Raw genomic sequence first — 24457 nt, 5'->3', positions numbered from 1 at the left:
TCTTACATCTGCCGGAACAGGTGCAGATAGCTGCGGCTGACCGGCAGCACTTCGGCGCGGCCGCGCAGATGCAGATCGGCGGTTTCATTCGGGCCGCGCGTCACATGGCTGATCGCACGCAGGCTCACCACCACCGAGCGGTGCACCTGCACAAAAACCTGCGGGTCCAGTTGCTCGATCAGCTCGCGGATCGGCGTGCGTATCAAGGCCTCGCCCTCGTTCCAGACCACCAAGGTGTACTTCTCATCGGAGCGCATGAAGATGATGTGCTCGACCGGGATCAGTTTCAGGCTGGCGCCCACCGAGGCCCGCAGCCACTGCAGATAGGCCGGCGCCGGTGCCGCCGCCGCCGGCGTTCGCAGCCGCTCGGTCAGCTGCGCAATGGCGGCCTCCAGCGCCGCATCGACGCCGGCGGCCGGCGCCGCGCCGCGCAGCCGCTCCTGCAGCCGACCCACCGTATCGGCCAGGCGGGCTGATTCGACCGGCTTGACCAGATAGTCCAGCGCGCCCTGCTCGAAGGCCTGGACCGCGTACTGCTCATAGGCGGTGACAAAGACCAGATGGGCCCGCCGCGCCATCGCCCGAGCCGCTTCGACCCCGTTCAAGCCCGGCATATGGACATCGAGAAACACGATATCGGGCTGCAGGCGCTCGAACAGCGCCACCGCCTCGCGCCCGTTGCGCGCCTGCCCGAGCACCTGCAACTCGGGCCAGGCCTGGGCCAGGCCGCGCGCCAGGCTGTCGCGCAGCAGCGGTTCATCGTCGGCAATCAGGGCGGTCGGTGCACTCAGGGTCATGGCTTGAACTGGATCTCGGCCCGCAGGCCCCGGGGCAGATTCTCGGTCAGATCCAGGCGGGCCGAGGCCCCGTACACCACCTGCAGGCGCTCGCGCAGATTGCGCAGGCCGGTGCCCGCCCCCATCGGCTGAAGCAGGCCGACGCCGGAATCGCTGACCCACAGGCACACCGGCCCGTCGGGATCCAGCCGGTGGCCCGAGACCTCGATGCTGCCGCCCTCCTCGCTCGGATCGATGCCGTGCCGCACCGCGTTCTCCACCAGGGTCAGCAAGGCCATCGGCGGAAAGCGCAGGCCCAGCAGCTCGGCCGGCACCTGGATACGGTAGTTGAGCCGATCGGGCATGCGCAGATGCATCAGCTCCAGATAGGCCCGCACCAGGGCCAGCTCATCGCCCAGACTGGCCGCCTCGTCATGCAGGCGCGGCATCGCGGCGCGCAGATAGGCGATCAGGCTGCCCAGCACCGGCGCGGCCTGGGCCGAGCCGGTCTCGACCAGGGCGCGCACATTGGCCAGCGTGTTGAACAGAAAGTGCGGCTCCACCTGAGCCTGCAGCAGGCGCAGCCGGGCGTCCAGCGCGCGCCGCTCCAGTTCGCTGCGCTCCAGCTCGAAGCGCAGCGCCTGGCTGCGCGCCTCGGCATCGCGTTGCCGGTACAGCGCCCCCATGGCCAGCAGCGGCCCGATCAGCAGACCCGAGCCGGCGATCCACAGAAAGCCCAGCAGCCGCCCCTCGCTGCGCAGCAGGCTGCCGATATCGCCCCCCACGGCCACCAGATAGACCAGCAAGGTGGCCACCGGCACGCTGAAGCCGACCACCAGCACCTGGAACAACCAGCGCGCCAGCCAGCTGGGCAGGCGTCGCGGCCATTGCCCCGCCGCCGAGAAGGCCAGCAGGGCCAGCAGGGCGACGAAGAGCGTGCGCCCCAGCAGCACCGGCAAGGGCGTGATGAAGACCGGCGTCAGCAGCAAGGCGGCGATGAAGGCCACACCCGAGGCCAGGCCCAGGCGCCACGGCGTCAGGTAGGCGACGAAACCCAGCCAGGCCTGGCGCTGGCTGGGCAGGGTCGGCCGCGTGGCTAGCTCGGGAAGATGTGCCTCATACATGCCCACACGATAGCGGGCGCCGGGTGCCGGACCAAGCCCGCGCGGGGCTTGACGCGACGAAGCACGGAATGACGGTACTTAGCGACGGATTTGCCGACCGCCTGGATCAGGCCCGCGCGGCGGACAGCGAGCCGCCGCCACACATCACGACATCGCGTCCGGCGTTGACGGCAAAACGCAGCGCGTCGGACGGCGAGGCCCAGCCATAGCCGCCGGCCAGGTTTTCATCGCGAAAGGCTTCCTGACGCGGCGCCTGGCCACGCACCCGCATCACCACGACGGCGGCGACATAGCCAAAGGTGCGAGGCCGCTCGATCGCGCCGGCGTAGATGCGGAAATCTCCCGCGTCAACTTCCTCAAAGTGCATGTGATGCTCCTTTGCGGCGCCCACCGCCGCTGTGTGGGCATGACTATCGTTCCGGCGGCCCTCCACGCCTATACGACTGAAGGGGGCCCTCGAAAGGGGGAGTCCCAGCGGCAAGGACGACCACAAAGCAAAAAGCCAACCCTGGTGGGTTGGCTTTTGCATGATTCACCAGGTGAATCTTGGAGGAGGGGGTGAATCGAAAAATAGGCTGCATCCCTCATGAATGCTTGCTCTGACTGTTTCCAATCTCTTTTCGTTCCCCGGTTTGTTCCCCGGTTTCGATTTCGCTGCCTGCCGCCGCGGTCGCGCCTTTAGACCGGCGAGCTCGCAGATCATTCGCCGCGAAGCCCCTCGGCCGCGTCCTGTCAACATCACAACGGGCCCCTTCCGTTGGATCTTGGCGTCGGGTTCGGGAACGCCCCGATAGAGCCGCCCTTACCCAGAAGCGACCATCACGAAAAGGGGGACACAAATGCAAATCAGGAAGAGCCACGCGCTCGAGCGTTTCATGGCGGCCATCGATAAGGATCCGGCCGAGAAGGCTCCGCCAGTGAGCATGGTAGGCAGCGTCACGCTGATGTAGGGCGAAGTGCCTGCCAACGCCCTCGAGCTGGTGCTCGGGCAGAGGAAGAAAGCGGCTCAGCTACGCTTCCCTGTGTAAATTCCCAGCACCAAAATTAGGGGCGTATTCCTACGTCTCTTTACCGAAACCCTAATGAACACGCGGCCTTGACTGTATATACAATATGGCAATGCGATCACTGATCATCTCCGCCGCCGTACTTGCAAAGCTACGAGAAAAACACGATCTGAACCGCCGCGAAGTTGAGCAGGCTTTCGAGAACAAGTGCGGGCTGTTCTTGATCGATGATCGCGAGGATCACCAGACTGACCCGCCCACACTGTGGTTCATCGCACCCACCAACCGCAATCGACTACTCAAGGTAATTTTCATTTTCATTGAAGGCAATGTCCACCTGAAATCTGCATATGACGCAGAGCCAGATGCAATCAGCATCTACGAAGAATTGGGCAAGTGAATCAATCACCACCGGAGAACATCATGAGCAATAAAGCTCTGATTCGTGGCACCAGCGAAGCCTGGGAAAAAGGCGGGCAACTGGGCAACGACAAGGCACACGCAAAGCGTGCGCCGGCCGCGCTTGAGGCGGCAGTTGAAGAGGCACTCGGCCTCCAAGCAATTTCGATCCGTCTGCCTCGCAGCACCATCCAGGCATACAAGGACATGGCTGAAGTTACCGGCATCGGCTACCAGCCTCTCATGCGCGATGCAATTTGCCGTTGGGTCGAGTCTGAAATGAAGCAAATGTTGGCCGGCGCAGCGCAAACGAAGCGCCGTGAAGTGGCTGACGCAGCGGTGGAGACCCCGCCCGTGAAGCGCCAGCGTGCCGCCTAGTCCTGGGCGCTCACCACAGAAGCCCGCCCCTAGCGGGCTTTTTTACGCCTGGACAGGCCGACTTGGCTGTCCGCTTGTCCCGTGGCGAATCTCACCTCAGTTCATGAGGTGCCGAAGCTGTTCGCGCAGTTCGTAATAGGCCGGGTGCTTACCCAGAGGGTGCGGGGCAATGCCCAATGTCGACATCGTCTCGGCGAACTCTTCGTCGGCCGCCCAGATCGGATGCGAAGCACTGTGCGACAGCCAAGCGCGTTCGGCCCAGGCTGCGGCAGACTCGTTGCAGAAGTTGAATTCCAGCTGCGCCAGGCGATCGGCGTAGACCAAAGTCCAGGTTTCTCTATCAGCGAGCGCCGGCGGCGTGGGGGCTGTCACATGGAGCGCCGACTGCTCGAACCACTGATCCCAGGGCTGGCCATCGCTCTCGCTCGAAGCAAGCACCGCCAGGGATGCAGTGACAGCCTCATTCCGGGCATGGACCCATCGCAGTTGCGCGGGCGTCAGCTCGGGATCGTCGAGAAATGGCCCGGCCGGCGCGCCGCCATCAGCCTCGCAGTCCAGTCGAGCCAATAGCACGTGCCCCGGCGAGCCGCCAAGATGCTGCTCCAACGCAGCACGTGCAGCACGCTCAGCGCCATCGCGTCGTTCACCTGGCGGCAGTCCATCAAGCGTGGACAGGTCGAGCACGTAGTCCATCCAACGACTCTATCGCTCTAAGCACTGCGGCGCCAGATTGCGGCGGAACAACTGCTCGCTGGCTCGCTTGAACTGGGCCATCACCAGGGCGGCGTTGAGGGGGCGGCTCGTCACGTTGCAGGACTCAGATCATGCTGACCTCCTATCCCACCGGGGCTGGCCCTCTTTCGGGGGAGGCTGCCTCAGCTGGTAGCGGGGAGCCATCCGGCCTATCCCAGCCAGGAACACCTGGGCCGCCCGTGCTTGCATTCCGTCGCGCAGCGCTGGCCCGCGAGCGAGTCGCGGCCGAAACTGCAATCACTGACACAGCAACAACCTACCGGAACGCACCATGAACACCACCGCCAAAGCCCTCGTCTTCGCTCTTGTGACCGTCGCCAGCGCCGCTTCGATCGGCATGGGGCTGGCTGAGCGCAGCGCCCAGCCGCGGGCCGAGGTCGTGAAGCTCGAGCGGGTGGTGGTGGTCGGCAAGCGCGCGGCCGCAGCGCCAACGGTAGTGGCCCAGTTGCCGCGCGTCGTCATCGAAGGCCGCCGCGCGCTCCCGGCTGACGGCGTGCAGTTGGCAGCGGCCCATGGGCCGGTCCAAGCGATCTGAGGGGCCGCTGACCCGGAGGCATGTGGCGGTTGAGAATGGAGCCAGCGCCACATCGGCGTCACTTCAACCGGTCCAGATCTGCCCCTCGGGACAAGCCATGCTGCATTGGGTCCGCCTCTCCAAATACTGCGAACTGTCGGGCGAGACACCTGACGCCGTCTCCGGTCGCCTGCGCGCCGGCAAATGGCTGCGCGACATCCACGCACGCCAGCCTGAGGGCAGCTCCGGCCTGTGGGTGAACCTGCGGGCGGTCAACGACTGGGCTGAGGGCAAATTGCCGGCGCAAATGCACGGGCAAGCGGTGGGCAAGTCTTGAGCGACTTGAGCGGCCCGATGCTCGGCGGCCGTTGGTCTGAACATCTGGCCGGGAAGATGCTGTAGAAAGTCCGGATGAATCAACCCAGCGTCATATACCTCGACGACCTCATCACGCGGCTGCAGCTCATCAGAGCCCAGTACGGAGACCTGCAGGTCTGGCTCGCACAGGGGACGCCATCGAGTCTTCGCCTCTCAGTGCAAGACGTCACGCCTATGGACGCTCGCGAGCCGCCAGCGAAGGTCGTCTGGATCGAGTGAATCGCTGAGCAAGGACCACGGCAGCAATCGACCCTCGCGCGACTGTCGCCCCATCCAATACGATCAGCTACCCAAGCCCCCGAGTAACACGCTTAAGAGATCGGGGGGCTTTGCCTGCGAGCAAGTTGCTCTACTCGTCCTCAAGCCTGGCGTCCGATCGGAGCACAGCACGCAACTCCTGCGGTACCGCGCCGAGGTGCGCCTGCAGCGCGGCCGAGATGGCCAGCACCTTCGGTCGGTTCGCGCGTTCTGCCAGCAGCATCGCCCGCCGGAAGGTCTCGACGCGCGTGAACGCTTCGGTGCGCAACTTCAGGACGGATTGCATGGCCCCCAAGTAGCCGGTCACGCGCTCGTGATGCTCGTGAAAGGCCCGGGCCGACTTTCCTGATCGCGAGACCTTGAACGTTGACACCACCTCGCCGCGCCAGTCGCGGGTGATCCGGTGCTGGATCCATCTCACAGCCATGGGCGAGCGCACACTGTAGTCGCCCTTCGTGCGCAGCCACCGCTCGACGCGGATCTTGCCGGTCTTCGGCGGCTGGTAGAGGTTCAGCAGTTCGTTGATCTGATCGAGGACCAGGTCGAGTAGGCGGATGTAGGACAGGTGAGATGCGATAGCGCTCAGCCCGCGCAGTTCGAGGTCGTCAAAGTCGTCCATGGGTATAAGTATTTGTGCCAGCGGCGCAGGGGAGTCCGCACGCCGTCGGCGTGATTGATCGAGAGGATGAGGAGTCGGGTCGGCGAAGGCGTCACGAACTCGCCGAAGCCGACAGCACTGACGGGTGTCGTCTTCGACGCCTTCGCGTCAGCGGCCGGAGCCCGGATCGTCGAGACGCCAGGTCCAGCCGCCGCGCATACCGTCCTTGCGCGAGGAGGCGCCCAGCTTCTTGGCCACCCTCTGAACGGTGCGCAGTTCGTAGCCGGCTCCCCGGGCGTCTGCCTCGAGCTGCTTGGCGGGGATCGGTCCATCTGCCAGGCAAGCTCGGATGAAGGTCTCGATGTCAGAACGTGGGCCGTCCTGTTCGTCACCGATGTCTTCAAGGGCAGACAGGATGTCTCTCGCGGACCCGTGCACGGCCTCCAACCAGCGGGCACGCTGGCCGGCAACACCCTCGGCAACGTCGACGCGCTCCAACTCGTAGGCGAAGCCGCCCTCATCAGGGCCGATGTTGGACTTTGCACGGACGACCACGCGCCGCTCCTCGCCGTCGGTACGGCCTTTCGCCGCCACCAGGACCAGCCTGGCCAGCGCGGCGAATGACAGGCTGCCGGTGATGCGCTCGACAGGGTCGCGGCCGGATGTGCCTTTGCTGAAATGCGTGATGCCAATGATGGCGCAGCCGAGCCGCTGCCCCAGGGCGACGACCGGCTGAAGCGAACGCCGCACCTCGTTGCTCTTGTGACCATCGCCAGCCACCGCTGAAACGATGGGATCGAGTATCAGCAGGCGTGGCGCGGCCAAGAGCTCGGCAGTCGCCGCAAGCCGAGGCATGTCACGGCCAGGGTCAAATGCCTGCGCTTCTGGTCCGCTCAATCCGTCCACGAAGTGCACGCGACGCATATCGGCTCCGCAGGCCACCAGTCTTGCGGCAGCGACCGTGTGCGGATCCTCACCGCTCCAAACGATCACGTCGCCGGCAACAGCGCTGCGCACCCCATCCGGCCAGCAACCACCCGTGGTGACCGTGGCTGCCAGTGAAAGAGCAAGAGTAGTCTTTCCACAGCCAGGCGCACCGCCCAGCAGTGTCAGCATCCCGGCCGGCAGAAAGCCCGGCCACAGCCATTCCACGGGCTCGAGTGCCACGCCATCACCGCGCAGCAGGCGCACCATGGGCTCGCGGTCCGCATCTGGGTTGCCGCCCACATTCATTGCGCCGGTAGGCGGCATCGACAGGCCGCCCTCACCCACGGCAGGATTCCATCCAGGCACGGACTTCATCTGCCCGCCACGCCGTCACCCGGCTTGAAATCTTGACCGGGCGAGGGAAGGTGCCAGCGCGCACCTTGCGCCACAGCGTCGCCGGTGAGACCGGCACGATCGCCGGCACCAGTTGGGCCAGGCGAATGAGCGAGCCTGGCTGGTAGTTCGAAAGGGTTGGCTGTGACATGTCGAGTCATCTCAAGAGTGAAAGTGACTCCATCGTCTCAATCTGCCGCCAGGAGAAATAGCCGCGATCCAACGCGCCCACCGTTCAAGAAATGGGCGCGGACAATTCAGTCTGCTGCCGTCTTCCTGGGGTGGAAGTGGGCGCGACCTACTTCCGTCGTGGTCCGGTAGGCAGGCCGTTGGCACGCAGCAACTGCGCCATGGCCTCGGCGACTCGCTTGGCGATCGGCTTGCCGTCCGCAGTCTTCTGCTGCCGAAGCCATGCCGCAACAACATCGCTATTCACCGCAGTGGTGTGATCCGCTGGGTTGTAGTTCACCCAAAACCTTTGAGCAGCGGCCGCCAACCAGCGCAGGAGCTCTGTCTCATGAGCGCCCCAGGGCCACGGGCCGCCCGCCCGATTGCCGGTGTCGGCAGGCGAGTCGGAAGAGTCTGGCCCGACCCACGTTGCTTGCAACTCGCGGGGCATAGTCCAACCCAGGCCGATGGCCCAGCGCGAGAAGTCTGCGACTCGAACGACCAGCGTTGATCGGAACCCGCCCGGCCTGGCAGCACATAGCAGCGACCCGTTCAGCTGATGCTCGACGGCCACCTCGAATCGAGCGTTGAAGCTCGAGACCGCCGAACCTGCAGGCGCTGGTCGCCACAAGCCTTCAGGAGGTAGCGAGGAAGGCTCGATCTCGCACAGGAGTGCGACGGCTTTCCACAGTTGCAGTTGGGGCATCAGCGCCCACTTTTCCCACTCCTGTTCGGTGGGTCGGCGCACGTCGGCATAGGTCGTGCGGTTGGCTTGAAGGTCGAATGTGTTGCTCACGGTGGAATCGGCGCGCGAGCCCGATCTCCGGGCGCCTACTTGTTCAGGAAGAACAATTGCACCATCGCCGACTAATCGTTCGGACCGATCAGCCGTGGAATCTGCAACGAATCTCGCTGTTCTTTTCGAGCAGTCCCTGCCGATGCAGTTGAGCGTCTAGGCCACTCGCCTCGCCTTCTTCTGCACAACGGAGCGAGGCTGTGCCAATGACACCTCGCCTCCACCAGCAACGGCACCCAGTAGCGGAAGCTCCTTTTGCTTCCCCGGCTGCGAGCCGGCACGCTCCAGGTTCAGACCGAGCAGACGCGCCAAGACCTCTTCGTCTTGCATTTGCGGCGTGTAGTCCGACCATCCATAGGCACCGGCGACGGCTGCATCCAAGGCTTCATGGGCAGCCACCAGCCAAGCCGGCCGCAGGTTGTAAAGGTTGGTCAACGTGCGTTTCGCCAGTTCCTTCTCGAAGCCGGCTTTGGCGACGACCCGATCCGGGTAGGGGGACTCGTCCATTCCCGGCGGCACGATGTCAGCTATCCGGTCGCACCACTCTGGCGGGTTGAGCCAAGAATTGCGGTTGTCCACGAGTCGTTTTGCGGCCACCGCGACGGCTGACGCCGTCCGATGATCCTGGCCGCAGAGCCCCGCTGGAACTGCCTCCCCCCCAGCAAGCATCTCTAGGCGCCGATGGGCGGTCGCCGCAGGCGAAAGATGGCTCGGGAACGGAAACGTATCAAAACAGGTGGTCGGGGTGTAGCGCGGATCATTGCCCTTCCCCATCCATGTGCACAGGCGCAAGGACCACAGTTCATGGAAGCGACTATGCAGTATGCCGAGCATCGCATCGTCGGAACGCGCAAACGCCACCAACTGACCGTCCAAAACAGCACCTGCTGGCAGCCATACAAAAAGCCGGTGTTTGGCAACTCTGGGCGTCACGAGGACTCGCGATAGGCCAGCCACGGCGACACGAAGATCCGGCGCGATTCGAGCGTGCAACCACCAACGCAAGCGCTCTTGGCGGTTCGCCACACCAGCTCTGGCTGGCCGAACGGTGCGCTCGATGTGAGAAAACGGGGCCTCAAAAAGACGCGCGTCTTCCAGCCCGTCAGTGGTTCTGAAGTCAATGATCCAACTGTCTGTGTGCCGCAGAGTAATGTCCTGGCCGTTGACCCAAGGCTTGATCACCAAGCTGTTACTTAGGCCGTTCGGATTTGGTAGACCAAGCCAGACGCGAGCTACCGTGCCATCAATGTCGAACTTGCCCTTCTTCATTCCACCGACGAAGGCCGTTCCGATGTTTTCGGTCAAGGTACCAGCGCGAGTTACGTCGAGCCTTGCCGCACCGCGACCGTCCGTCAAATCCGCATTGATCGACTGGACCGGTCGACCGTTCAATTCGGGCGTCTGCAGCGACTCCCCACATGCCACCAATGAAACCCGCACCTGCGCACCATCATTGATCCATTCCTCGTCACTCCACGCAGCGAATATCTGGGTTGTTTCGCATATCCGGTCAACGACCGTTCGACTCTTGCCCCCTCGGATGGAATTTGTAGTGACCATGCCGGCTCTCTCAAGCCCTCCGTCTTGAATTTGCGCCCTCGCCTTCTCGAACCAGTAGCACACTAGATCCGCGCCGCCAGGCACGCGACCCTTGAAAGCAGCACGCAGCGAATCGGTATACCCATCGCCGAGTTCGCTCCGCATCCTCTTGTCGCCAACGAAGGGCGGGTTCCCCACGACTACGTCTGCGCGCGGCCATGGCGCCTCGCACCCGTCGGCATCCATGAGAGCATCGCGGCACTCAATTTGATTGAGCGGCTTGAGGACAGGCTTCTCATCAGGGGTCAACCCGTTATCACGCATCCATTGAAGCTCGCCAATCCAAACCGTGGCCCTCGCCAGTTCAGCGGCGAACTCGTTCTTCTCGATGCCAAGGACGTTCTGAGGTCCGGTCTGAAAATGCAGTTGCCGTTCGAGACCTATCCTCTCGGCATCAAGATTGGCCTGAAGTTCAATGTCCTTAAGAGCCCGCAAGGCCAAGTAGAGGAAGTTGCCACTGCCACATGCAGGGTCAAGCACGCGGTAGTTTTTGAGGCGTTCCAGGAAGGTCAAAAACAAAGCCTCGGCCTTGTTGGCTGCCCGGCTCGCCTGCGACCGCAAGGCGGCGTATCGTTGACGCAAGTCTGGGTTCTTGCTCGGTACGCCACGGGCCCGCACGTTCATGTAATCCCGCGAGCTTAGGAGGCCGGAGATCTCTTCCCTGACCGCACTCCACTCGGAGAGCAGCGGCCTTCTCAGGACAGGGTCAATCAGCTTCTCGATGGTGGCCGGATCCGTGAAATGGGCCCCAACAAGATTGGCTTTGCCCGGATCCAGACCGCGTTCGAATAGCGTGCCGAGAATCGTCGGATCGATCGCGCGCCAGTCGGCTTCTGATGCTTCCCCGAGAGTCTCGATCTCCTCCCGCGTTAGAGCGGGGACGTCGATCTGAGCAAACAAGCCTCCATTGAACCAAGCGATCTCGTCAACGCCGAAGTCACCGCCGGTGCGCATCTGCGTGAAAAGCTCTGCAAGCATCCTTCGCAAGCGCGCTGGTTCTTGGCGGCGTTGAACGACCTGCCGAAACTCATAGTTCTTCAGCAGTTTGATGTCCTCGGCAAAGCAGCAGAAGACGCACTGGGTCAGGAAGTGCGCGACCTTAAAGGAGTCTTCGCCTCGGCGTCTAAGCCCGGCGGCCACCTGCGCAAATCGCCCCGCCAAGTCGGTGGTTAGTTGCCTCGAGCTTCTCTCCGGTCGAAACTGCTCCGGCTCGACGAACACCTGCCGAAGCCTTGCGGTCACCTTCGGCTCAAGCAGTTGCTCATGGCTAAACTCGTGACTGATGCTCGGCCAGCCAGTGAAGTGCGTGTGGATCTCGATGCGCCGACGATCGCTAACTACCAAGAGTGGCGGATTTTCCAATGGCAGTGCGTACTGCATCAATTGCTGCAACGCCTGTCGCAGATCCTCACCTGGGCGCTTGTATTCCCAAGCGAAGCATCCTCGCTTCCATACGTCCGCGTACAAGTGCCGACCGACTACGCCCTGAAATCCTTGCTCAAAGCGATACCCCTCGTCCTCGTCGTCGGTGGGTGATGGCACGCCAAGAACCGAACAGAGGTCATTGAAGTGCGACTGCGCGCCGGCCCGTTCATTGAGGCGGTCGGCCTTTGTCCCTGGCCCCCACTTCCGAACAAACTCAACGGACGTCATCGTCGGTATGACGCGCTCTGCAGCTTCTACCCTCACCATAGACCCCTCCCAGGGCGGCATTGGGACTGTCGGTGTAACCGACTGCAACATGATTGGCAACAAAGGGTGTTGCCTGCGCGCATCGAGTAGGCCGATACCCTCGGGGCGAGTTCTGATCGTCGTTGCCATGCCCGCCAGGGCACAACGTCCTCACGAGCCCGGCTAGGGCGCTACGCGCTCGCGCCGTGTTTCGATCGCATGGACGGAGGCCGCAACCGGGGCGGCTTGGCTCGCGACCTTTCCGGCCGGATTTCGCTGCGGCAAACAACAACGTAGTGCCCACGCACCAGCACCACGGCGCCCAGAAGGTTGCATCTTGCCCGGTGGAAGCCCTGGCGACGAAGCCCAGCTAGCTGGGCGGCCGGCCGGCGATACCCGGTCAAAGCGAGGATCTCTCCCGGAGCCAATAGCAGGGACTCAGTGCTCAGGGCTGCTATCTGACCAGGTCCAGCCTTGCCACCCGGTCCCGACTCGAAAGAGAAGGCCGGCCAGCCATTCACGCAAATGGTGACGACTCACCAGCAACGCAGGTCGAACTCACCACTGCGAACGGAATCAGCGTCCTCGTCCTGTCGGGGATGAACTAGTTCTGGATCGACGTCAGGCGGCCGTTCTCAAAATAGAGGTAGTTCCGACCGCCGTATACCCATTGCTCGCGGGTGCCTGACGCGCTCGTCGTCCGGTTAATGCTCTCGGGGCGCCCCCAACTGCTGTCGCGGACATCCTGCTCAGACATTCCAATTGAGACTCCTTCCTTCTTCTTCCTGGCTCTCTCGGCCGCAGCGATCTGCTTATCGCGCTGCACAGCTTTAACGACTGCCGCCCGAGCTTCCTTTAGCAAGGAAATGGCAGCCGGATCCTTGGTCAGCTTTTCACATGCCTCAAGGACATTCACGGCGTAGTTTGGCCGGTTGGCAGCCAAGTCGTCCTTGGCCTCCTTGATCACGTCGGCAATACCGATCGTGCACGCCTCCTCCTTGGTCAACTTCGGTGCGGGAGGAGGTGCGACGACGGCGGGCGGCGCCTTCGCTTGAGTTGCCTCAATGGCGCCGCCACTTGGCGTGGCTATGCGAAACACAGCGAAGCCAACCAAGGCAACAGCCATCCAGCCCAAAACGCCGACCTTTTTCCGTATCGGCTTCGCGACGCCACAGTGAGGACAGGCCTTTGCCTCGCTGCTTACTTCTTTGCCACACTCACGGCATTTGCCCAGCGCCATAGTTTTCTCCCATTTTTTCTCACGCTACCACTTCCGCCTGGGCCTAGGCCTCCAGCTTTGCCCCAATTAGCGCCCGCCAGTGGGCCTGGACGAACCAGACCGGCCCTCTGTTACCGATCCGCATCGGTCATCCACAGCATCTATGACGTGCTCAGAGAGGCCCGATGCGTCTTGTGCGGGAACCCACCGATAGAGTCCGCCTTGTCGAGCTGTGACCATCGCGAGAAAAGGGGGTGCAGATGCGAAATGAAAAGGGCCTCGAGCTTTGGCGGGCCGCCAAAGGATCTAGGCACGCGCGAGAACAACGAAAGTTTGAGCAGCGGCGCTGGTCCGAGGAGCCAACGTACCGCGAGAAGCGCCAAAAACGCGCGTCACGTCCTCGACCGCAGCATGTCGAAATGCACCGATGGTTTCACCTGTCGCCGAACGAGAACAAGGTTTTGGATGCGTTGCTGCTTCGGCGATCGAAAGTCGATGACCACGTCGCCCGACGCGCACTAGATGAACATATCTCGACCGTGGCGGCGGCCGCTGCATTCCGCTGCTTTGGATTTGAGCGCCACATGGTTTTAGATATTGAGCGAGACGATGGCCGGCGGACCACCCTGCTGGTCGACAACGTTTCCGTCAGTGACTCGTATCGAGCCTCTTGGGATCTGTCAGGCTATTCCCTTCGCAAGGACGGCACCATAGGCAGCAAGCCAGCGCAATGCTTCTTCACGCGCGCAAGGATCATGCGTCGCAGGCTGGATGGCAACTGGCAACTTCTCCGCCCCCGCAACAAGCCAAGGTTTCGCGCCAATGCACATACCCCAAGGTGAACTCGTCTTCGGCGTCGCCCCCGCGATCCTCATTGACTGCGCCAAGCAATTGACAGTTCGGAATAGCCCCTTCGACGCAGATAGATTCTGCCGAGCCCTTGGGGCTCCGGCGAGGGAGGCTCGGCCAGTCCTATCCGAGTTAGAACTAGCCGGCTACGTCGCTCCGTCGGACCAGCCTGGATTTTTCGAAGGTACACAGAAACTAAACCAGCTTGCCCTTGCCTCGATCGGCGACGGTCTGACGCGGGCCGCGGCCGACGCGCTTCTGGTGAAGGTGCTTGCTGCCGCAAGGAAGGTCAATGCAGCGCCGGAGACTTACCCGTGCTGCGTCCGGTGCATCGCTATATTTGGCTCCTATTTGACCGACAAGCCGGTCCTCGGGGACCTGGACCTTGGCGTCGCGCTGAAAGCAGACCGCACCCCCCATACAAGACCGATCCACTGGCGAGAGGCGCTCGAGTTCGACGCCTCCAGAATGAACAAGACCTATGCGGCGCTGCGCCTGCGCAAGCCCAAGCAGATCAGCATTCACACAATGACGGAAGTGGAAGACCTCGGGACTCCTTTCAAAGTCGTGTTCGGTGCGTGGCCTCTTGCTTCGGTGCTCTGACAGGCGCAACGCGCAAATTCCGCCACTACGCCCCTGGATAGGCTGCATCAATGGGCATAAGAATCGCGTCTGACAACGGGCGTTATGTTAACTAATGGCGATAGATTTAATCTATTTGTACCCATTAAGACAAACTTGCTAGACTGACAGCACACCAGCAGCCAGTCAACAGGCAAGCCCAACATGACACCTGACCAGTTCGCCGAAGCCCTTTTAGCCCTGAGCTGGAAGCAATCGGATTTCTGCCGCAAGACTGGCGTGACGCCAAACACCCCGAGCCGCTGGATGACCGAGAAGACGCCGATCCCGCTTTGGGTGCCGGCGTACCTCGGTGCCATGCTCGACCTGGCCGCCCTGCACGCCAAGTACATCGCCCCGGCAAAGCCCGGAGCCGCTGATTCCGAAGATTGACGCCACGCCTCACGGCGGCCGGCTGCGCCAACAGCCAGCGAGTGAGGCACCAGAACGAAGGCCAGGGCAGCGCCAACCGCCCCAGCCTTCTGACCCACAAACCCTGCTGATAAGGAGCAGACCATGCAAGCTGATGCCAAGGCTACCACCACAGGCCGCGTCAAACGGACGGCCGTCGGCACTGCCACCCGCCCTACCCTCAATGCTGTGCCCAGTACCAGCGCCGCAACTGTTGAAGTGCCAACTCAGCCTGACTTCGAGCACGAGCGCAAGGCCGCGACGCGGCGCGCTTCAGAGGCGGCACCAGATGCCAGGTCAGCACATCGATTCAACGCCCTCAACCCAGCCTACATGAAGGGCCTGCTGAGCGGACTGATGGAGCGGGCCGCGCCGAACTTGACCGATGAAGAGTTGCAGAGCCTGACAACAGTAGGTGACCCATGCGCTCTTGTCGGGCAGCTCGCTGCTATGACGGAAGGACTCGGGTGTCTCATTGGCGATGACGTGAACGTGGGATCGTTCCGTGACCAGGACTCCGTGAAGGACCTTTTGTTCTTGACCGCCAACATTGCACGGCAGGCCGAGGCTCTGATGCGCCTCTCAGAGGATGCGGAACGCGAACTGACATCGCGCTTTTACGCCCGACGGCCGCAATGAGTCTCCCCATGAAGCCCGCCCTGCAATCTTGAACAGGAATGACCATGAGAACCCAGACAGACCATAAACGCCAAGTACGCGCTGGCGCGTCGGCCTTCATCGACATGCTGGAGGCTATCAGGGCGAGGACTGAAGCCGACCTGGACGCCCACGTCGAGGCCGGCGGCAGCGACGTTGAGGACGCCAGGAACTACCCGGCCATCGTCTCGCTAATCCATGCCACCCTGCAGACCCACGTGACCGACGCACCGCCGTTGCATCGTCAGGGGTTTCTGCGTGCGCTGGCCGATCTGCTTTCAATCGAGGTTGACGGCGGCAGCCGGAGCGAAGGCTGGGATCCGATCAAGACCACGGAGCCAGCCTATACAGCGCAGTCGGAGCAAGAACGGCCGCGCCGGCCGCCAGCGCGACAACCTCACTCCATCTCCGAACTCGTTGGAGGCACCATATGAGCAAGACAGTTTGCAGACCAGTTGGCCCCGCCATGGCTGACACGCCACCGGCTATCGACTTCGAAGAAGAACGCGCAGCTGCGGCGCTCACCGCGTCTTCACGAGATGCAGCTTCCCAGCTTGAGAAGATGCGCAGTGCGCTGAACGAAATCGACACCATGTCCACGCGCAGTTTCGGCGGCATTCGGGCAATGGCTACATGTGCACTGGCCTACATGAAGACCCCGGATGCGTACCGACATCCGGATGTCCTGGCTCAGATCTTCGGCTCCATCCAAGCAATTACTGACGATGCCGAGAACTTCATCAACGCCACAGCTGGCGAGTTCGGATGCGACCACAAGGACAAGGATTGGTTTGCGCGCATGGATGCTCGCGAACTTGCTCGGGACAAGCCCTAGCGGCTTGGTCGTGCCGGCCCACAGCTAGACTGTCCCCTACCCCAGCTAGGCCCGCGAACCGAAGAACGGGCTCCCTGCCCGCCTGCTGGGGCCATCTCTTCAGGGTCGCATTCAGGGGTGCGAAATGACGAAACCTCAATGGGAGAGCTTGCAGGTCTCTCGGATCAACTACACCGTCTCGGCAGATGCTATGCAGGAGATGGTCGACCTTCGGGCGAATGAGAAGCGCCGGGCATGGATGACCGGCCCGGACGGCAAGATGCTCATCAACTTATCGCCAATCTCCGAAGCCACGTCAAACAGTGTTGGGCTGGAGTCGGTTTCCAAGCGTGCTGCCACTTTCGGCGTCCCCGCTACTCACCTTGCCGGACACGCGCCCCCGGTGGCGCCAGAGCCTGCGCGAGTGTGGGTGCATGACATTGACGACATGCAAGGGCATATTGAGCGCCACCATCAACATATGGCGCGGCTGGACGAGCTTGCTAGGCTGCAAGCCCGTGAAGAACATGCCGCGCGCAGCCAGCCAAATGCTGCGCCTGTCTTGCGTTTGGTGTCGGTCCAGCCTCAGCCAGCGCCGCCGGTTGAGCACCGTCGGCAGAGCGCTGATCGGGCGAGGAAGCCCTCCTGGCGCGACGCAGTCACACCGTACATCGTCGCCAAACTGCGAGTATGGAGGTGCGCTACGGCGAAGGATCTATTTGCCGCTCTGGAAAAGGAAGCTGGCACACCGGAGTCACCATTTGACACCGGCACGGGAGCCCACCGAGGAAAGCTCTTCGTGCGCGCGTTCTCCCAGCCCGTGGATTTGAAAACGATAAGAAACGCATGGGGAGACCTGCGGCGCGACGCCGGCATATCCGTCTAGTGACTGGACTCCGCAGTTCCCCAGGGAACTGAGAGCGTCGCCAGGGAACTCCGGGAATCAACAGTGACGAACCATCAGCAACACGCCTCATGGCGGAAAGATGGTTCGACATGCAAATCGCAACGCCCATACATGCTCAGGCGCGGCTGAGCACCTATAACGAGGATCTGCCGCAGCCACTGGAGCTCATCAGCACACCCACGGTTGACACCGCTACCGCAGCACGCTTTCTCAACCGCCGCCCCCAGACCTTGCGCGGTTGGGCCTGCAACGAGGACGGGCCGGTCCGATGCATTCGGATCAATGGCCGTCTCGCCTGGCCGGTCGCCGATCTGCGTCGGGTACTGGGAGTTGCGGCATGAGCGCGGCCGCCACATCCACACGGCGCCAGCAGCCGCTCGAAGCTCTGCAACTCCCGGACGCCCTGCTTCGCATGGGCACCCTTGCGGCAGCATCTGGACTCTCCGTCTCAACCCTCTACCGGAAGGCTGCGGCCGGCGAGTTGGCGCTCGTCAAGATGGGGGCGCGCTGCACTCGGGTGCGTTCCGGCGATGCGCGGGCCTTTATCCAGGCCCTGGGAGCGCAATCATGACGGCGCCACAACATACCCCAGCGGATCGCATCGCGGCACTGCACGCGATCCGTGACCGCAATCCAGGTTTGGTCGCCGCAGCACAGCGCACGCGCCTGCTCGAAGCCCTGCAGACGCTTGGCTACGTCACGACCTTCGAAGGGTCCCGGTTTCTGGACTGCTACGACGTTCGCGCCCGAAAGATGGAGCTGGTCAATGCCGGCCATCGCGTGATCATGAACTGGATCGTCACCGAAACCGAGGCCGGCGTCCGCCATCGCATTGGTCAGTACACACTGGTCAAGGGGAAAGCATGACAAATCCCCACCCGACCGCCGTCCACACCACTCAAGAAGGGCAGCCATGCAAAGGCAATCCATCGACCTGCCAGACATCGCCATCGGCGAGACTTGGACGCTCAAACTCAGCCACGAATCTGCCGAGCCGCGAGCACTGCGTTTGCTCATCACGACCGCCGGAGGAACCATCATCAGCGTCCCAGTGCACTACCCCGCTGACATCATCCTCACCGCTGGTGCCGACTCTGGAAGCACGCTCCTCGTGCTCGACATCGACGGCACTGGCATCGTCAACCCCTTGCAGCTCAACTGATTCAGCGAAAGGCCTGGCCACGATGCGCGCGCAGCTAGCGCTGGCTGGCTATCAACTGCGCGCCGTCGAAGGGCAAACGCCCTTCTTAGTCTTCCGCTGGGACTGCTCATGCGCGCTTCCCGACCTGCCGGCAGTCGCTGAGTTCGTTCGTCACGTAGCGCCGCATTCAGCTGCACCCCACTTCGCGCCGGACATGCGGACCCTGGACCTCAACAAGCAGGAGCGTGCCCATGGCTGAACAAGTAGGACGGCTGTACTACGAGGTAGTCATGGAGACAAAGGCGCTGATCGCCGAGTCTCGCAAGGTTGAAGAGCGCCTGCAGCGCATTGCCGATCGCGGCACTGGCGTGCAGCTCAGCCTCACCAAGATGGCCGCCGCAGTCAGTGCAGCCATCGGGGCAATCGCCATCGACGGCTTCGTGTCCAAGCTAGTGAACACACAGCGCCAGTTCGATGTGATGTTCGCCAGCCTGAAGACCATGACCGGCGGCGCGGACCAGGCCGGCGCGGCGTTCGAACGGCTGCGCAAGTTCGCCGCTCAGACGCCCTACACCCTGGAGCAGTCGGTCCAGGGCTTCACCAAGCTCAAGGCGCTCGGCCTTGATCCCAGCGAGCGGGCGATGACCAGCTTCGGCAACACCGCATCTGCAATGGGCAAAGACCTGATGCAGATGATCGAGGCTGTGGCTGACGCATCCACCGGTGAGTTTGAGCGCCTGAAGGAGTTCGGCATCAAGGCCCGCGTTGAGGGCGACAAGGTGGCGCTGACCTTCCAGGGCACGACCACGAAGGTGCAGAACAGCGCCGCCGCCATCACCGACTACCTGGTCAAGATCGGCGAGACGAACTTTGCCGGCGCCATGTCCGAGCGCATGAAGACGCTCGATGGCGACATCAGCAACTTGCAGGACTCGCTGAGTGCCCTATACCTGCAGATCTCGCAGGCCGGCGTCGGCGATGCGATCGCTCGCGGGGTCCGCATGGCCACTGAGGCCATTCAGGAGATGTCCGCTAGCGTGAAGCAAGGCGGACTGACCGAGTACTTCGATGGGATGAGGCCATACATCCATGCGGCAGAGGTTGCTGTGGTGACCTTGGCTGGCGCAATCTCGGGCAAGCTTGTGTTGGCTTTCGTTGATGCGGCGGCCAAAGCCTACGGGACAGCGGCGGGAATGGGAGCGGCGACGGTCGCGGCTAGAGGGTTTTCAGCCGTCCTGGCTGCTCTCGGCGGACCGGTCGGGATCATCATTACCGGTCTCGCGCTCCTGGCCTTGAACTGGGACCGCGTTGCTGGCTCTGCGCGGACAGCCGCAGAGGTCTCAGAGAAATCGGCTCAGCGCATAGCGGATGCGCTCCGTAAGGGGCCGCGCCAGGCTGGGAGCGAGCTAGCGGAGCAGTTGAAAGACATTGAGAAGCAGCTCAGCAAGACGGAGCGCCAAATCAAGGATGGTTCGATCCGCAGCATCTACGGCAAACGCGAGACAGTCACGCCGAAGGATGAGCTTGATGCGCTTTCCGATCGTCGCGATGCCCTGATAAAGGCGCGCGAGGACATCCAGAAGGCCATGAACACCCTGCACGGCGGAGCGGGGCGCGGCAAGGTGAATCCTGCTCTGGTGGAGCCAAATGAATCGCTTGCAGCCACACCTGACGCGCCGTCGAAGAAAGGCGCCAAGTTTGACAGTGCCAGCTACTTGGCCAGCCTTGAGGCCGCAACGCTTGAGGGTGTCGAGCGCGTCAATGCGATTGAGCGCGAGGGCCTACGCAAGAATGCGGCGCTTCTCGCCGCAGGAGACTTGACGCGAGAGAAGGCGGCAAAGGCAGATCTGCTTGTGCAGGCAAGAGCAGCTGCTGACCGACTAGATCTTCTGGTGAAGGAGGGGGCGGACAGAGCTGTCATATTGGAAAGCGACCGCGAAAAAGAGCGGGAAGCCGCAAGGAGGCTTGCCGACGAACAGAAGCGGGGACAGGCATCAGCGATGGACAACATCGTCGCCGAAGACCCGATCGCGCGTCTTGAGCTCCAACTGCAGCGCGAGCTTGATCTGAACCTGCAGAAGTACATGGCTGATCAAGCCAATGCCGAACTCTACGCACAGGAGCGCCTCGCGCTGGAGCAGAACACAGCAGCGAAAATCAAGGAGATCCGCGACAAGCAAAACGCCGAAGAACAAGGCCGCCAGTCTCAGCAGCTGACGAACTACAGCAACTTGTTCGGGGGCCTCGCTGACATCACCAAGACATTTGCGGGGAAACAGTCTGGCGCCTACAAGGCGATGTTTGCCGTATCGAAGGCGTTCTCAATCGCCCAGGCAACCATGTCTATCGCCACAGGCGCGGCCAAGGCCTGGGAGTTGGGCTGGCCACTAGGCATTCCAGCGGCAGCGACAGTCCTTGCGCAAGGGGCCTCGTTGATGTCGACGATCAAAGGGGCAAACTATGGCGGCGGCCGGCAGTACGGTGGCCCAGTTGCGGCCGGCAGCCTCTACCGAGTCGGCGAAGGCAATCGCCCGGAGATGTTCCAGGGCGACTCCGGCCGGAGCTACATGATCCCTGGTGAGAAGGGCAAGGTCGTATCGAACGCCGACATGATGGGCGGCGCCAGCGGTAGAGAGCCGACAGTCATCATCGAGCACCACGGCACACCATTCCAGGTGCAATCGCAGTCGTATGACCGCGAACAGAACCTTCTGCGCCTCGTCACGGCTGACCACGTCAATCAGATCCGCAACAACAGTGGGCCGCTTTATGCCGCCTTCAGGGAGTCCACTAATGTCCGAGGCGCAGGGCTATGAGCGTCAGAACCATGGCCCGCGTCTGGGCCGAATCCAAGCCCCCCAGCACGCGTCTATTGACGCGCCTCACGGTCCGCGGCAGGTCATGAGCAATGGCAAGCCGCAACAACAAGCAGAAGGGGTCGGGCCGCGACCCGGGCGGATTCATGGCAATCCCGTGGTCGGTCGTCGACAGCCCCGCCTATGCCGGGCTGGGGCACCCTTCCAAAGCGCTGCTGCTGGAGATCGCCAGGCAGTTCGTCCGGGACAACAACGGGCGACTCCTCTGCAGTCGGGCGTACCTGGAGCCCCGTGGCTGGCGATCCGCAGACGTCATCGACCGGGCAAAGAAGGAGCTGATCGAGGCGGGCTTCCTGTTCGAAACCGTCAAGGGGCACCGGCCAAACAAGGCCTCCTGGTACGCCATCACCTGGCAGACACTGGACCGACATCCCGACTACGACCCCGGCGCGCTGGGTGGTTTCGAACGCGGCGCGTACCGCAAGGCGCCGTCTACGAAAAACGCGCCCCTTTGTCCGTCTGGCGGAACAGGAGGACCCTCTATTGCTCCGTCTAGCGGAACAGGAGAGGCCCTGCCTGCTCCGTCTCCCGGAACTATGCGGCGGCAAATAGCCCCCTCGCCTGCTCCGTCTCCCGGACACCTTCTAGATAAGCCATCTGCTGTCGCAAGTCGACCAACGCAACAACTGAGTACCTGCACATGAACATCACCGGAATTCCCAAGTTGGCCCACTGCGGCGTTTCCGCCGAAGCCTATGACGCGGAGGCAGGCCCATCCATCATGCTCACGCAGACCGAAGGGATGGATGATTACCCGACCATCGTCCTGCACCCTGACCAGTTGCGGGCCATCTGCGCGCACTTTGGCCTGACCGGCGACCTACAGGCCAGCAAGACCATCGCGACCTTGCAGCGCCGCTTGTCGCGCCTGGCCGAGCTCATCAAGCACCTGGCCGTCTTCATGGCCGAGTGCAGTGACCACGAGCACGCGGACTTGTCGATTGAAATGGCGCGCATCAATGCGCTGGATGACCTTGCCGCTGAATGGTGCGCGGAATTTGAGTTCGACGGGAGCCATGCGGACTTGAATGGCGCCCCGCCAAGCCCATTGGTGCCCCCTAACAAGCCTCCGGCCTCGCCGGGCGGCGCAATGCCCGTGCAGCAAGGTCTGTCGGGGCTGTGATGTCGCAAACACCCGGCCCCACGACACCATGAAGCGAACCTGCTCCAACTGCTGCGCATTCGGGGTGCTCGACCCAGAGGTAGGGACCGAGTGCAAGAACCTGACCACCTTCCGGCCGCTCACCGGGGGCGAATGGCGGCTGGCCCGCGCTACGGATTCTTGCCCCTCACACATAAACCTGGGAGGAGGACACCCAGGAAGACGCGGCAGTGGCGCAGTTCTTTGCCTCGCTCGGTTTTTCGCGTTGACGTGCAGGGCTCTCGAGTCGATTACCCCAGACCAGCACCAGACAAAACCGAGCCTGCTGCAGTTGCTTGGCCCCTATGGAAACGCGCCTCAATGGTTGCCCACTTCGTCAAGGGTACTGGTGGCCCTGGACGCCACGAGCTGCTGAAACTTGATTTAGAACGACTTGACCCCGGGCGCCACGGCGAGTGGGCGCCACGCGATGACAGCCTCGCTGGAGCCAAACTGGAAGGACTCACGCTCACTCCTGTCACGGCGCTGGCTGCGGAACTCCAGATTGGCTCGGCTAGTTTCCGAACAATTCCTACGCAGATTCTTCGCTAATGAATCGGCCTGCAGGTCCCGCCAGCCTTGGAGTTCACCCAGATTTCGAGATGCGTAAGTGGTCGAGTTTGTGCGCAGTTTTCGAACGGGTTCTGCGCACGTTTCAGAATGGGCTGGCCCTTCGGCTGGCGCGAAATCTGACAGTTTTGCCGCCCTCGGCATAGTTCACCTCGGCGCGCAATGCCAAGGTTTAGGCAAGGGTCTGGTAAGGGTGTCGGGCGTTTGCTTCGTCCGCGCGCCTGGGCTGAGACCTCTCATTTACCTTGACAGGACCAATACGGATTCGACCGAGAAAACGCTCGTCGGACAGGCGATTTACAGGGCGTAGATGTGCATCCCGGCGGGTCGCGGGCGGATCAGGGCGTAAAGCAAAGTCTGAGAGCGCCGCTGGCGGGCAACAAGTCGCCGGGCGAGCACGGCGCTACGAAACGCGGCGCTGTGCGGCAAAGCCTCATTCCTAGCATTTGGAGCATGAGCACCGACGATCTCGAACTCGATGACATTGACCTAGGACCGGATGAGCCCCCGCCGGTCCACAACCTGGTTTCAGCCGCAGGCCAGCCATTGCCCGACACACGCGGGTGGCCCTCGATATTTGACTTCGCTGGCCATGTTGGCCACAACCCCAACGCCGCCAATGGCCCCTCCCTGAAGTCCACAAGCGACGGAGAACCTTTGGAGATTCAGGATCAGGTGCATCTGTCAATCGTCCGCAGCGTAGGTGTCGTCCGTTGCCGGCGTGTCCACTACCTGGACACCGCCGCATGGCAAGAGAAGGAGGCCGCGCGTCGTGCTCGGCAGGTGTTGCCCAAACCTCCTAAGCAGCGCTTTCGGTTGCGAGGCACTGCGGCCGCCTGACGGCTGTAAGACGACCGAGTTCCGTCAGCGCAACTTTGCGCAGACGGCCGAGCACAGTCGAAACCCAGCGGCGGGCGCCCTATTGCCAGCAGGGAAAGTTCTGTGCGCACGAAAAGTAAGTTCGCAAAGTACGCAGGTGCGCACAATTGCAGCGGAGCTGGCGGTCTCCAGGGTATTGGCAGCCCTAGCCCCCTCTCAGACGGCCGGGACCGCAAGGCAGATTCGGCGGGGTGCCTGTGGGGTTGTTGAGGTGGTGGCGAGCTGCGCAAGCTGAGCGGAGGCTGTCGCCGCCCTCCCAAGGGCCTAACTTCGCTTTGCAGGGCCATCGTCAACCGCCGTCAAGAATGTTGAGAGCGGTTGTGAGACTGCCGCCCGCCCTGCTGGTCGCCCGGCGCTGGCCTCCCTCGCGCCGTCCAGCAGATCCACCTCAGCCGCTGAATGAGGTCGCTCCTGCAGGGCCACCTATGCCGTCCACCCATCGCAGATAACGCGCCGGGTTTCGCAAGTTTTGCAAAAGCCGCGCATCGTTGCGGTGTCACGCGTGACGCACTTGCTACAGGGCTGATCCACCGGGGCGATTGCCAACGGTTGCCAGTGCTTTCCTGTGGTTTCCAGTCGCAGGTTTCCAGGCTGGTTTCCACGGTACCGGCGCGCCGGCCAGCGCCATCGCTG

At 62.6% G+C, this 24457-nt stretch carries 28 protein-coding genes; 18 read left to right on the top strand and 10 right to left on the bottom strand.

From position 1 onward, the window contains the following. Window positions 1–2: 2 nt before the first annotated feature. The 3 genes from O5M90_RS26985 to O5M90_RS26975 all read right to left on the bottom strand — a co-directional run bounded on the left by O5M90_RS26985 (window position 3) and on the right by O5M90_RS26975 (window position 2267). Window positions 3–797, bottom strand: a complete 795-nt coding sequence (locus tag O5M90_RS26985; protein WP_262967970.1) for a LytR/AlgR family response regulator transcription factor — start codon at window positions 795–797, stop codon at window positions 3–5. Beyond that, a complete protein-coding gene (locus O5M90_RS26980) occupies window positions 794–1900 on the bottom strand; it encodes a sensor histidine kinase (protein ID WP_269840878.1) in 1107 nt (368 codons plus the stop codon). The genes O5M90_RS26985 and O5M90_RS26980 overlap by 4 nt, the downstream gene beginning before the upstream one ends. A gap of 106 nt (window positions 1901–2006) precedes the next feature. Further along, window positions 2007–2267 (bottom strand): hypothetical protein, encoded by a 261-nt coding sequence (locus tag O5M90_RS26975; protein WP_137942266.1) that lies wholly within the window; start codon window positions 2265–2267, stop codon window positions 2007–2009. A gap of 752 nt (window positions 2268–3019) precedes the next feature. On the opposite strand from O5M90_RS26975, the gene O5M90_RS26970 reads away from it, so the two are divergent. Both O5M90_RS26970 and O5M90_RS26965 read left to right on the top strand, forming a co-directional pair. Then, window positions 3020–3307 (top strand): ADP-ribosyl-(dinitrogen reductase) hydrolase, encoded by a 288-nt coding sequence (locus O5M90_RS26970; RefSeq protein ID WP_269840879.1) that lies wholly within the window; start codon window positions 3020–3022, stop codon window positions 3305–3307. A 23-nt stretch (window positions 3308–3330) separates the two neighbouring features. Next, on the top strand, window positions 3331–3684 hold the full coding sequence (locus tag O5M90_RS26965) for a hypothetical protein (protein WP_269840880.1): 354 nt from the start codon (window positions 3331–3333) through the stop codon (window positions 3682–3684). Between the two features lie 96 nt (window positions 3685–3780). Here O5M90_RS26965 and O5M90_RS26960 read toward each other — a convergent pair whose 3' ends face one another. Continuing rightward, window positions 3781–4377, bottom strand: a complete 597-nt coding sequence (locus O5M90_RS26960) for a hypothetical protein (RefSeq protein WP_269840881.1) — start codon at window positions 4375–4377, stop codon at window positions 3781–3783. Window positions 4378–4708: 331 nt separating this feature from the next. Between O5M90_RS26960 and O5M90_RS26955 the strand changes: the two genes are divergently transcribed. Next, the gene (locus tag O5M90_RS26955) at window positions 4709–4972 is read left to right on the top strand and encodes a hypothetical protein (RefSeq protein WP_269840882.1); all 264 of its coding nucleotides are present in this window, start codon (window positions 4709–4711) and stop codon (window positions 4970–4972) included. A 97-nt stretch (window positions 4973–5069) separates the two neighbouring features. After that, window positions 5070–5288, top strand: coding sequence for an excisionase (locus tag O5M90_RS26950; protein WP_269840883.1), 219 nt, complete (start codon window positions 5070–5072; stop codon window positions 5286–5288). 390 nt (window positions 5289–5678) lie between these two features. On the opposite strand, the gene O5M90_RS26945 is transcribed toward O5M90_RS26950, so the two are convergent. The 6 genes from O5M90_RS26945 to O5M90_RS26920 form a co-directional block, all read right to left on the bottom strand. Then, entirely contained in the window at window positions 5679–6206 is a 528-nt protein-coding gene (locus O5M90_RS26945; protein WP_269840884.1) for a hypothetical protein, read from the bottom strand. A 147-nt stretch (window positions 6207–6353) separates the two neighbouring features. Next, the gene (locus O5M90_RS26940; protein ID WP_440402478.1) at window positions 6354–7379 is read right to left on the bottom strand and encodes an AAA family ATPase; all 1026 of its coding nucleotides are present in this window, start codon (window positions 7377–7379) and stop codon (window positions 6354–6356) included. A gap of 70 nt (window positions 7380–7449) precedes the next feature. Beyond that, window positions 7450–7656 carry a helix-turn-helix transcriptional regulator gene (locus O5M90_RS26935; protein WP_269840886.1) on the bottom strand — a complete coding sequence of 69 codons (207 nt, stop codon included), beginning with the start codon at window positions 7654–7656 and terminating at the stop codon, window positions 7450–7452. Between the two features lie 147 nt (window positions 7657–7803). Beyond that, entirely contained in the window at window positions 7804–8469 is a 666-nt protein-coding gene (locus tag O5M90_RS26930) for a hypothetical protein (RefSeq protein WP_440402477.1), read from the bottom strand. Window positions 8470–8625: 156 nt separating this feature from the next. Next, window positions 8626–11760 carry a class I SAM-dependent DNA methyltransferase gene (locus O5M90_RS26925; RefSeq protein WP_440402476.1) on the bottom strand — a complete coding sequence of 1045 codons (3135 nt, stop codon included), beginning with the start codon at window positions 11758–11760 and terminating at the stop codon, window positions 8626–8628. A 583-nt stretch (window positions 11761–12343) separates the two neighbouring features. Further along, the gene (locus O5M90_RS26920; RefSeq protein WP_269840890.1) at window positions 12344–12979 is read right to left on the bottom strand and encodes a zinc-ribbon domain-containing protein; all 636 of its coding nucleotides are present in this window, start codon (window positions 12977–12979) and stop codon (window positions 12344–12346) included. A 239-nt stretch (window positions 12980–13218) separates the two neighbouring features. Between O5M90_RS26920 and O5M90_RS26915 the strand changes: the two genes are divergently transcribed. The 14 genes from O5M90_RS26915 to O5M90_RS26850 all read left to right on the top strand — a co-directional run bounded on the left by O5M90_RS26915 (window position 13219) and on the right by O5M90_RS26850 (window position 23785). Further along, complete coding sequence (locus O5M90_RS26915) at window positions 13219–13800, top strand: hypothetical protein (RefSeq protein ID WP_269840891.1); 582 nt, start codon at window positions 13219–13221, stop codon at window positions 13798–13800. Next, on the top strand, window positions 13781–14410 hold the full coding sequence (locus tag O5M90_RS26910) for a hypothetical protein (protein WP_269840892.1): 630 nt from the start codon (window positions 13781–13783) through the stop codon (window positions 14408–14410). Before O5M90_RS26915 ends, O5M90_RS26910 begins: the two co-directional genes overlap by 20 nt. Before the next feature lie 183 nt (window positions 14411–14593). After that, window positions 14594–14821 carry a hypothetical protein gene (locus tag O5M90_RS26905; RefSeq protein WP_269840893.1) on the top strand — a complete coding sequence of 76 codons (228 nt, stop codon included), beginning with the start codon at window positions 14594–14596 and terminating at the stop codon, window positions 14819–14821. A 123-nt stretch (window positions 14822–14944) separates the two neighbouring features. Next, the gene (locus O5M90_RS26900) at window positions 14945–15478 is read left to right on the top strand and encodes a hypothetical protein (RefSeq protein WP_269840894.1); all 534 of its coding nucleotides are present in this window, start codon (window positions 14945–14947) and stop codon (window positions 15476–15478) included. Between the two features lie 44 nt (window positions 15479–15522). Continuing rightward, window positions 15523–15930: a hypothetical protein gene (locus O5M90_RS26895; protein ID WP_269840895.1), complete on the top strand. Its 408-nt coding sequence runs from the start codon at window positions 15523–15525 to the stop codon at window positions 15928–15930. Next, a complete protein-coding gene (locus O5M90_RS26890; protein ID WP_269840896.1) occupies window positions 15927–16331 on the top strand; it encodes a hypothetical protein in 405 nt (134 codons plus the stop codon). The genes O5M90_RS26895 and O5M90_RS26890 overlap by 4 nt, the downstream gene beginning before the upstream one ends. 124 nt (window positions 16332–16455) lie before the next feature. Continuing rightward, complete coding sequence (locus tag O5M90_RS26885; RefSeq protein ID WP_269840897.1) at window positions 16456–17196, top strand: hypothetical protein; 741 nt, start codon at window positions 16456–16458, stop codon at window positions 17194–17196. 110 nt (window positions 17197–17306) lie between these two features. Next, entirely contained in the window at window positions 17307–17558 is a 252-nt protein-coding gene (locus tag O5M90_RS26880; protein WP_269840898.1) for a hypothetical protein, read from the top strand. Further along, entirely contained in the window at window positions 17555–17788 is a 234-nt protein-coding gene (locus O5M90_RS26875; protein ID WP_269840899.1) for a helix-turn-helix transcriptional regulator, read from the top strand. The genes O5M90_RS26880 and O5M90_RS26875 overlap by 4 nt, the downstream gene beginning before the upstream one ends. Then, on the top strand, window positions 17785–18084 hold the full coding sequence (locus O5M90_RS26870; RefSeq protein WP_269840900.1) for a helix-turn-helix domain-containing protein: 300 nt from the start codon (window positions 17785–17787) through the stop codon (window positions 18082–18084). Before O5M90_RS26875 ends, O5M90_RS26870 begins: the two co-directional genes overlap by 4 nt. 46 nt (window positions 18085–18130) lie before the next feature. After that, the gene (locus tag O5M90_RS26865; protein ID WP_269840901.1) at window positions 18131–18379 is read left to right on the top strand and encodes a hypothetical protein; all 249 of its coding nucleotides are present in this window, start codon (window positions 18131–18133) and stop codon (window positions 18377–18379) included. 230 nt (window positions 18380–18609) lie between these two features. Then, window positions 18610–21174 (top strand): tape measure protein, encoded by a 2565-nt coding sequence (locus O5M90_RS26860; protein WP_269840902.1) that lies wholly within the window; start codon window positions 18610–18612, stop codon window positions 21172–21174. 700 nt (window positions 21175–21874) lie between these two features. Next, the gene (locus O5M90_RS26855; RefSeq protein ID WP_269840903.1) at window positions 21875–22357 is read left to right on the top strand and encodes a hypothetical protein; all 483 of its coding nucleotides are present in this window, start codon (window positions 21875–21877) and stop codon (window positions 22355–22357) included. Window positions 22358–23398: 1041 nt separating this feature from the next. After that, on the top strand, window positions 23399–23785 hold the full coding sequence (locus O5M90_RS26850; RefSeq protein WP_269840904.1) for a hypothetical protein: 387 nt from the start codon (window positions 23399–23401) through the stop codon (window positions 23783–23785). Window positions 23786–24457 lie beyond the last annotated feature (672 nt).

The sequence above is a fragment of the Paucibacter sp. M5-1 genome (assembly GCF_027498415.2).
Lineage (GTDB): Bacteria > Pseudomonadota > Gammaproteobacteria > Burkholderiales > Burkholderiaceae_C > Roseateles_E.
This window is presented reverse-complemented; position numbering and strand designations above follow the sequence as displayed.

Bases quoted from the DNA above. Each gene is read 5' to 3' on its own strand.
- O5M90_RS26950 (WP_269840883.1), top strand. From the start codon at position 5,070: ATGCTGCATTGGGTCCGCCTCTCCAAATACTGCGAACTGTCGGGCGAG.
- O5M90_RS26920 (WP_269840890.1), bottom strand. From the start codon at position 12,979: ATGGCGCTGGGCAAATGCCGTGAGTGTGGCAAAGAAGTAAGCAGCGAG.
- O5M90_RS26895 (WP_269840895.1), top strand. From the start codon at position 15,523: ATGAGAACCCAGACAGACCATAAACGCCAAGTACGCGCTGGCGCGTCG.
- O5M90_RS26940 (WP_440402478.1), bottom strand. From the start codon at position 7,379: ATGGTGCGCCTGCTGCGCGGTGATGGCGTGGCACTCGAGCCCGTGGAA.
- O5M90_RS26880 (WP_269840898.1), top strand. From the start codon at position 17,307: ATGCAAATCGCAACGCCCATACATGCTCAGGCGCGGCTGAGCACCTAT.
- O5M90_RS26925 (WP_440402476.1), bottom strand. From the start codon at position 11,760: ATGGTGAGGGTAGAAGCTGCAGAGCGCGTCATACCGACGATGACGTCC.
- O5M90_RS26865 (WP_269840901.1), top strand. From the start codon at position 18,131: ATGCAAAGGCAATCCATCGACCTGCCAGACATCGCCATCGGCGAGACT.
- O5M90_RS26885 (WP_269840897.1), top strand. From the start codon at position 16,456: ATGACGAAACCTCAATGGGAGAGCTTGCAGGTCTCTCGGATCAACTAC.
- O5M90_RS26870 (WP_269840900.1), top strand. From the start codon at position 17,785: ATGACGGCGCCACAACATACCCCAGCGGATCGCATCGCGGCACTGCAC.
- O5M90_RS26915 (WP_269840891.1), top strand. From the start codon at position 13,219: ATGCGAAATGAAAAGGGCCTCGAGCTTTGGCGGGCCGCCAAAGGATCT.
- O5M90_RS26975 (WP_137942266.1), bottom strand. From the start codon at position 2,267: ATGCACTTTGAGGAAGTTGACGCGGGAGATTTCCGCATCTACGCCGGC.
- O5M90_RS26945 (WP_269840884.1), bottom strand. From the start codon at position 6,206: ATGGACGACTTTGACGACCTCGAACTGCGCGGGCTGAGCGCTATCGCA.
- O5M90_RS26935 (WP_269840886.1), bottom strand. From the start codon at position 7,656: ATGTCACAGCCAACCCTTTCGAACTACCAGCCAGGCTCGCTCATTCGC.
- O5M90_RS26970 (WP_269840879.1), top strand. From the start codon at position 3,020: ATGCGATCACTGATCATCTCCGCCGCCGTACTTGCAAAGCTACGAGAA.
- O5M90_RS26890 (WP_269840896.1), top strand. From the start codon at position 15,927: ATGAGCAAGACAGTTTGCAGACCAGTTGGCCCCGCCATGGCTGACACG.
- O5M90_RS26905 (WP_269840893.1), top strand. From the start codon at position 14,594: ATGACACCTGACCAGTTCGCCGAAGCCCTTTTAGCCCTGAGCTGGAAG.
- O5M90_RS26980 (WP_269840878.1), bottom strand. From the start codon at position 1,900: ATGTATGAGGCACATCTTCCCGAGCTAGCCACGCGGCCGACCCTGCCC.
- O5M90_RS26960 (WP_269840881.1), bottom strand. From the start codon at position 4,377: ATGGACTACGTGCTCGACCTGTCCACGCTTGATGGACTGCCGCCAGGT.
- O5M90_RS26850 (WP_269840904.1), top strand. From the start codon at position 23,399: ATGAGCACCGACGATCTCGAACTCGATGACATTGACCTAGGACCGGAT.
- O5M90_RS26985 (WP_262967970.1), bottom strand. From the start codon at position 797: ATGACCCTGAGTGCACCGACCGCCCTGATTGCCGACGATGAACCGCTG.
- O5M90_RS26860 (WP_269840902.1), top strand. From the start codon at position 18,610: ATGGCTGAACAAGTAGGACGGCTGTACTACGAGGTAGTCATGGAGACA.
- O5M90_RS26910 (WP_269840892.1), top strand. From the start codon at position 13,781: ATGCACATACCCCAAGGTGAACTCGTCTTCGGCGTCGCCCCCGCGATC.
- O5M90_RS26900 (WP_269840894.1), top strand. From the start codon at position 14,945: ATGCAAGCTGATGCCAAGGCTACCACCACAGGCCGCGTCAAACGGACG.
- O5M90_RS26875 (WP_269840899.1), top strand. From the start codon at position 17,555: ATGAGCGCGGCCGCCACATCCACACGGCGCCAGCAGCCGCTCGAAGCT.
- O5M90_RS26955 (WP_269840882.1), top strand. From the start codon at position 4,709: ATGAACACCACCGCCAAAGCCCTCGTCTTCGCTCTTGTGACCGTCGCC.
- O5M90_RS26965 (WP_269840880.1), top strand. From the start codon at position 3,331: ATGAGCAATAAAGCTCTGATTCGTGGCACCAGCGAAGCCTGGGAAAAA.
- O5M90_RS26855 (WP_269840903.1), top strand. From the start codon at position 21,875: ATGAACATCACCGGAATTCCCAAGTTGGCCCACTGCGGCGTTTCCGCC.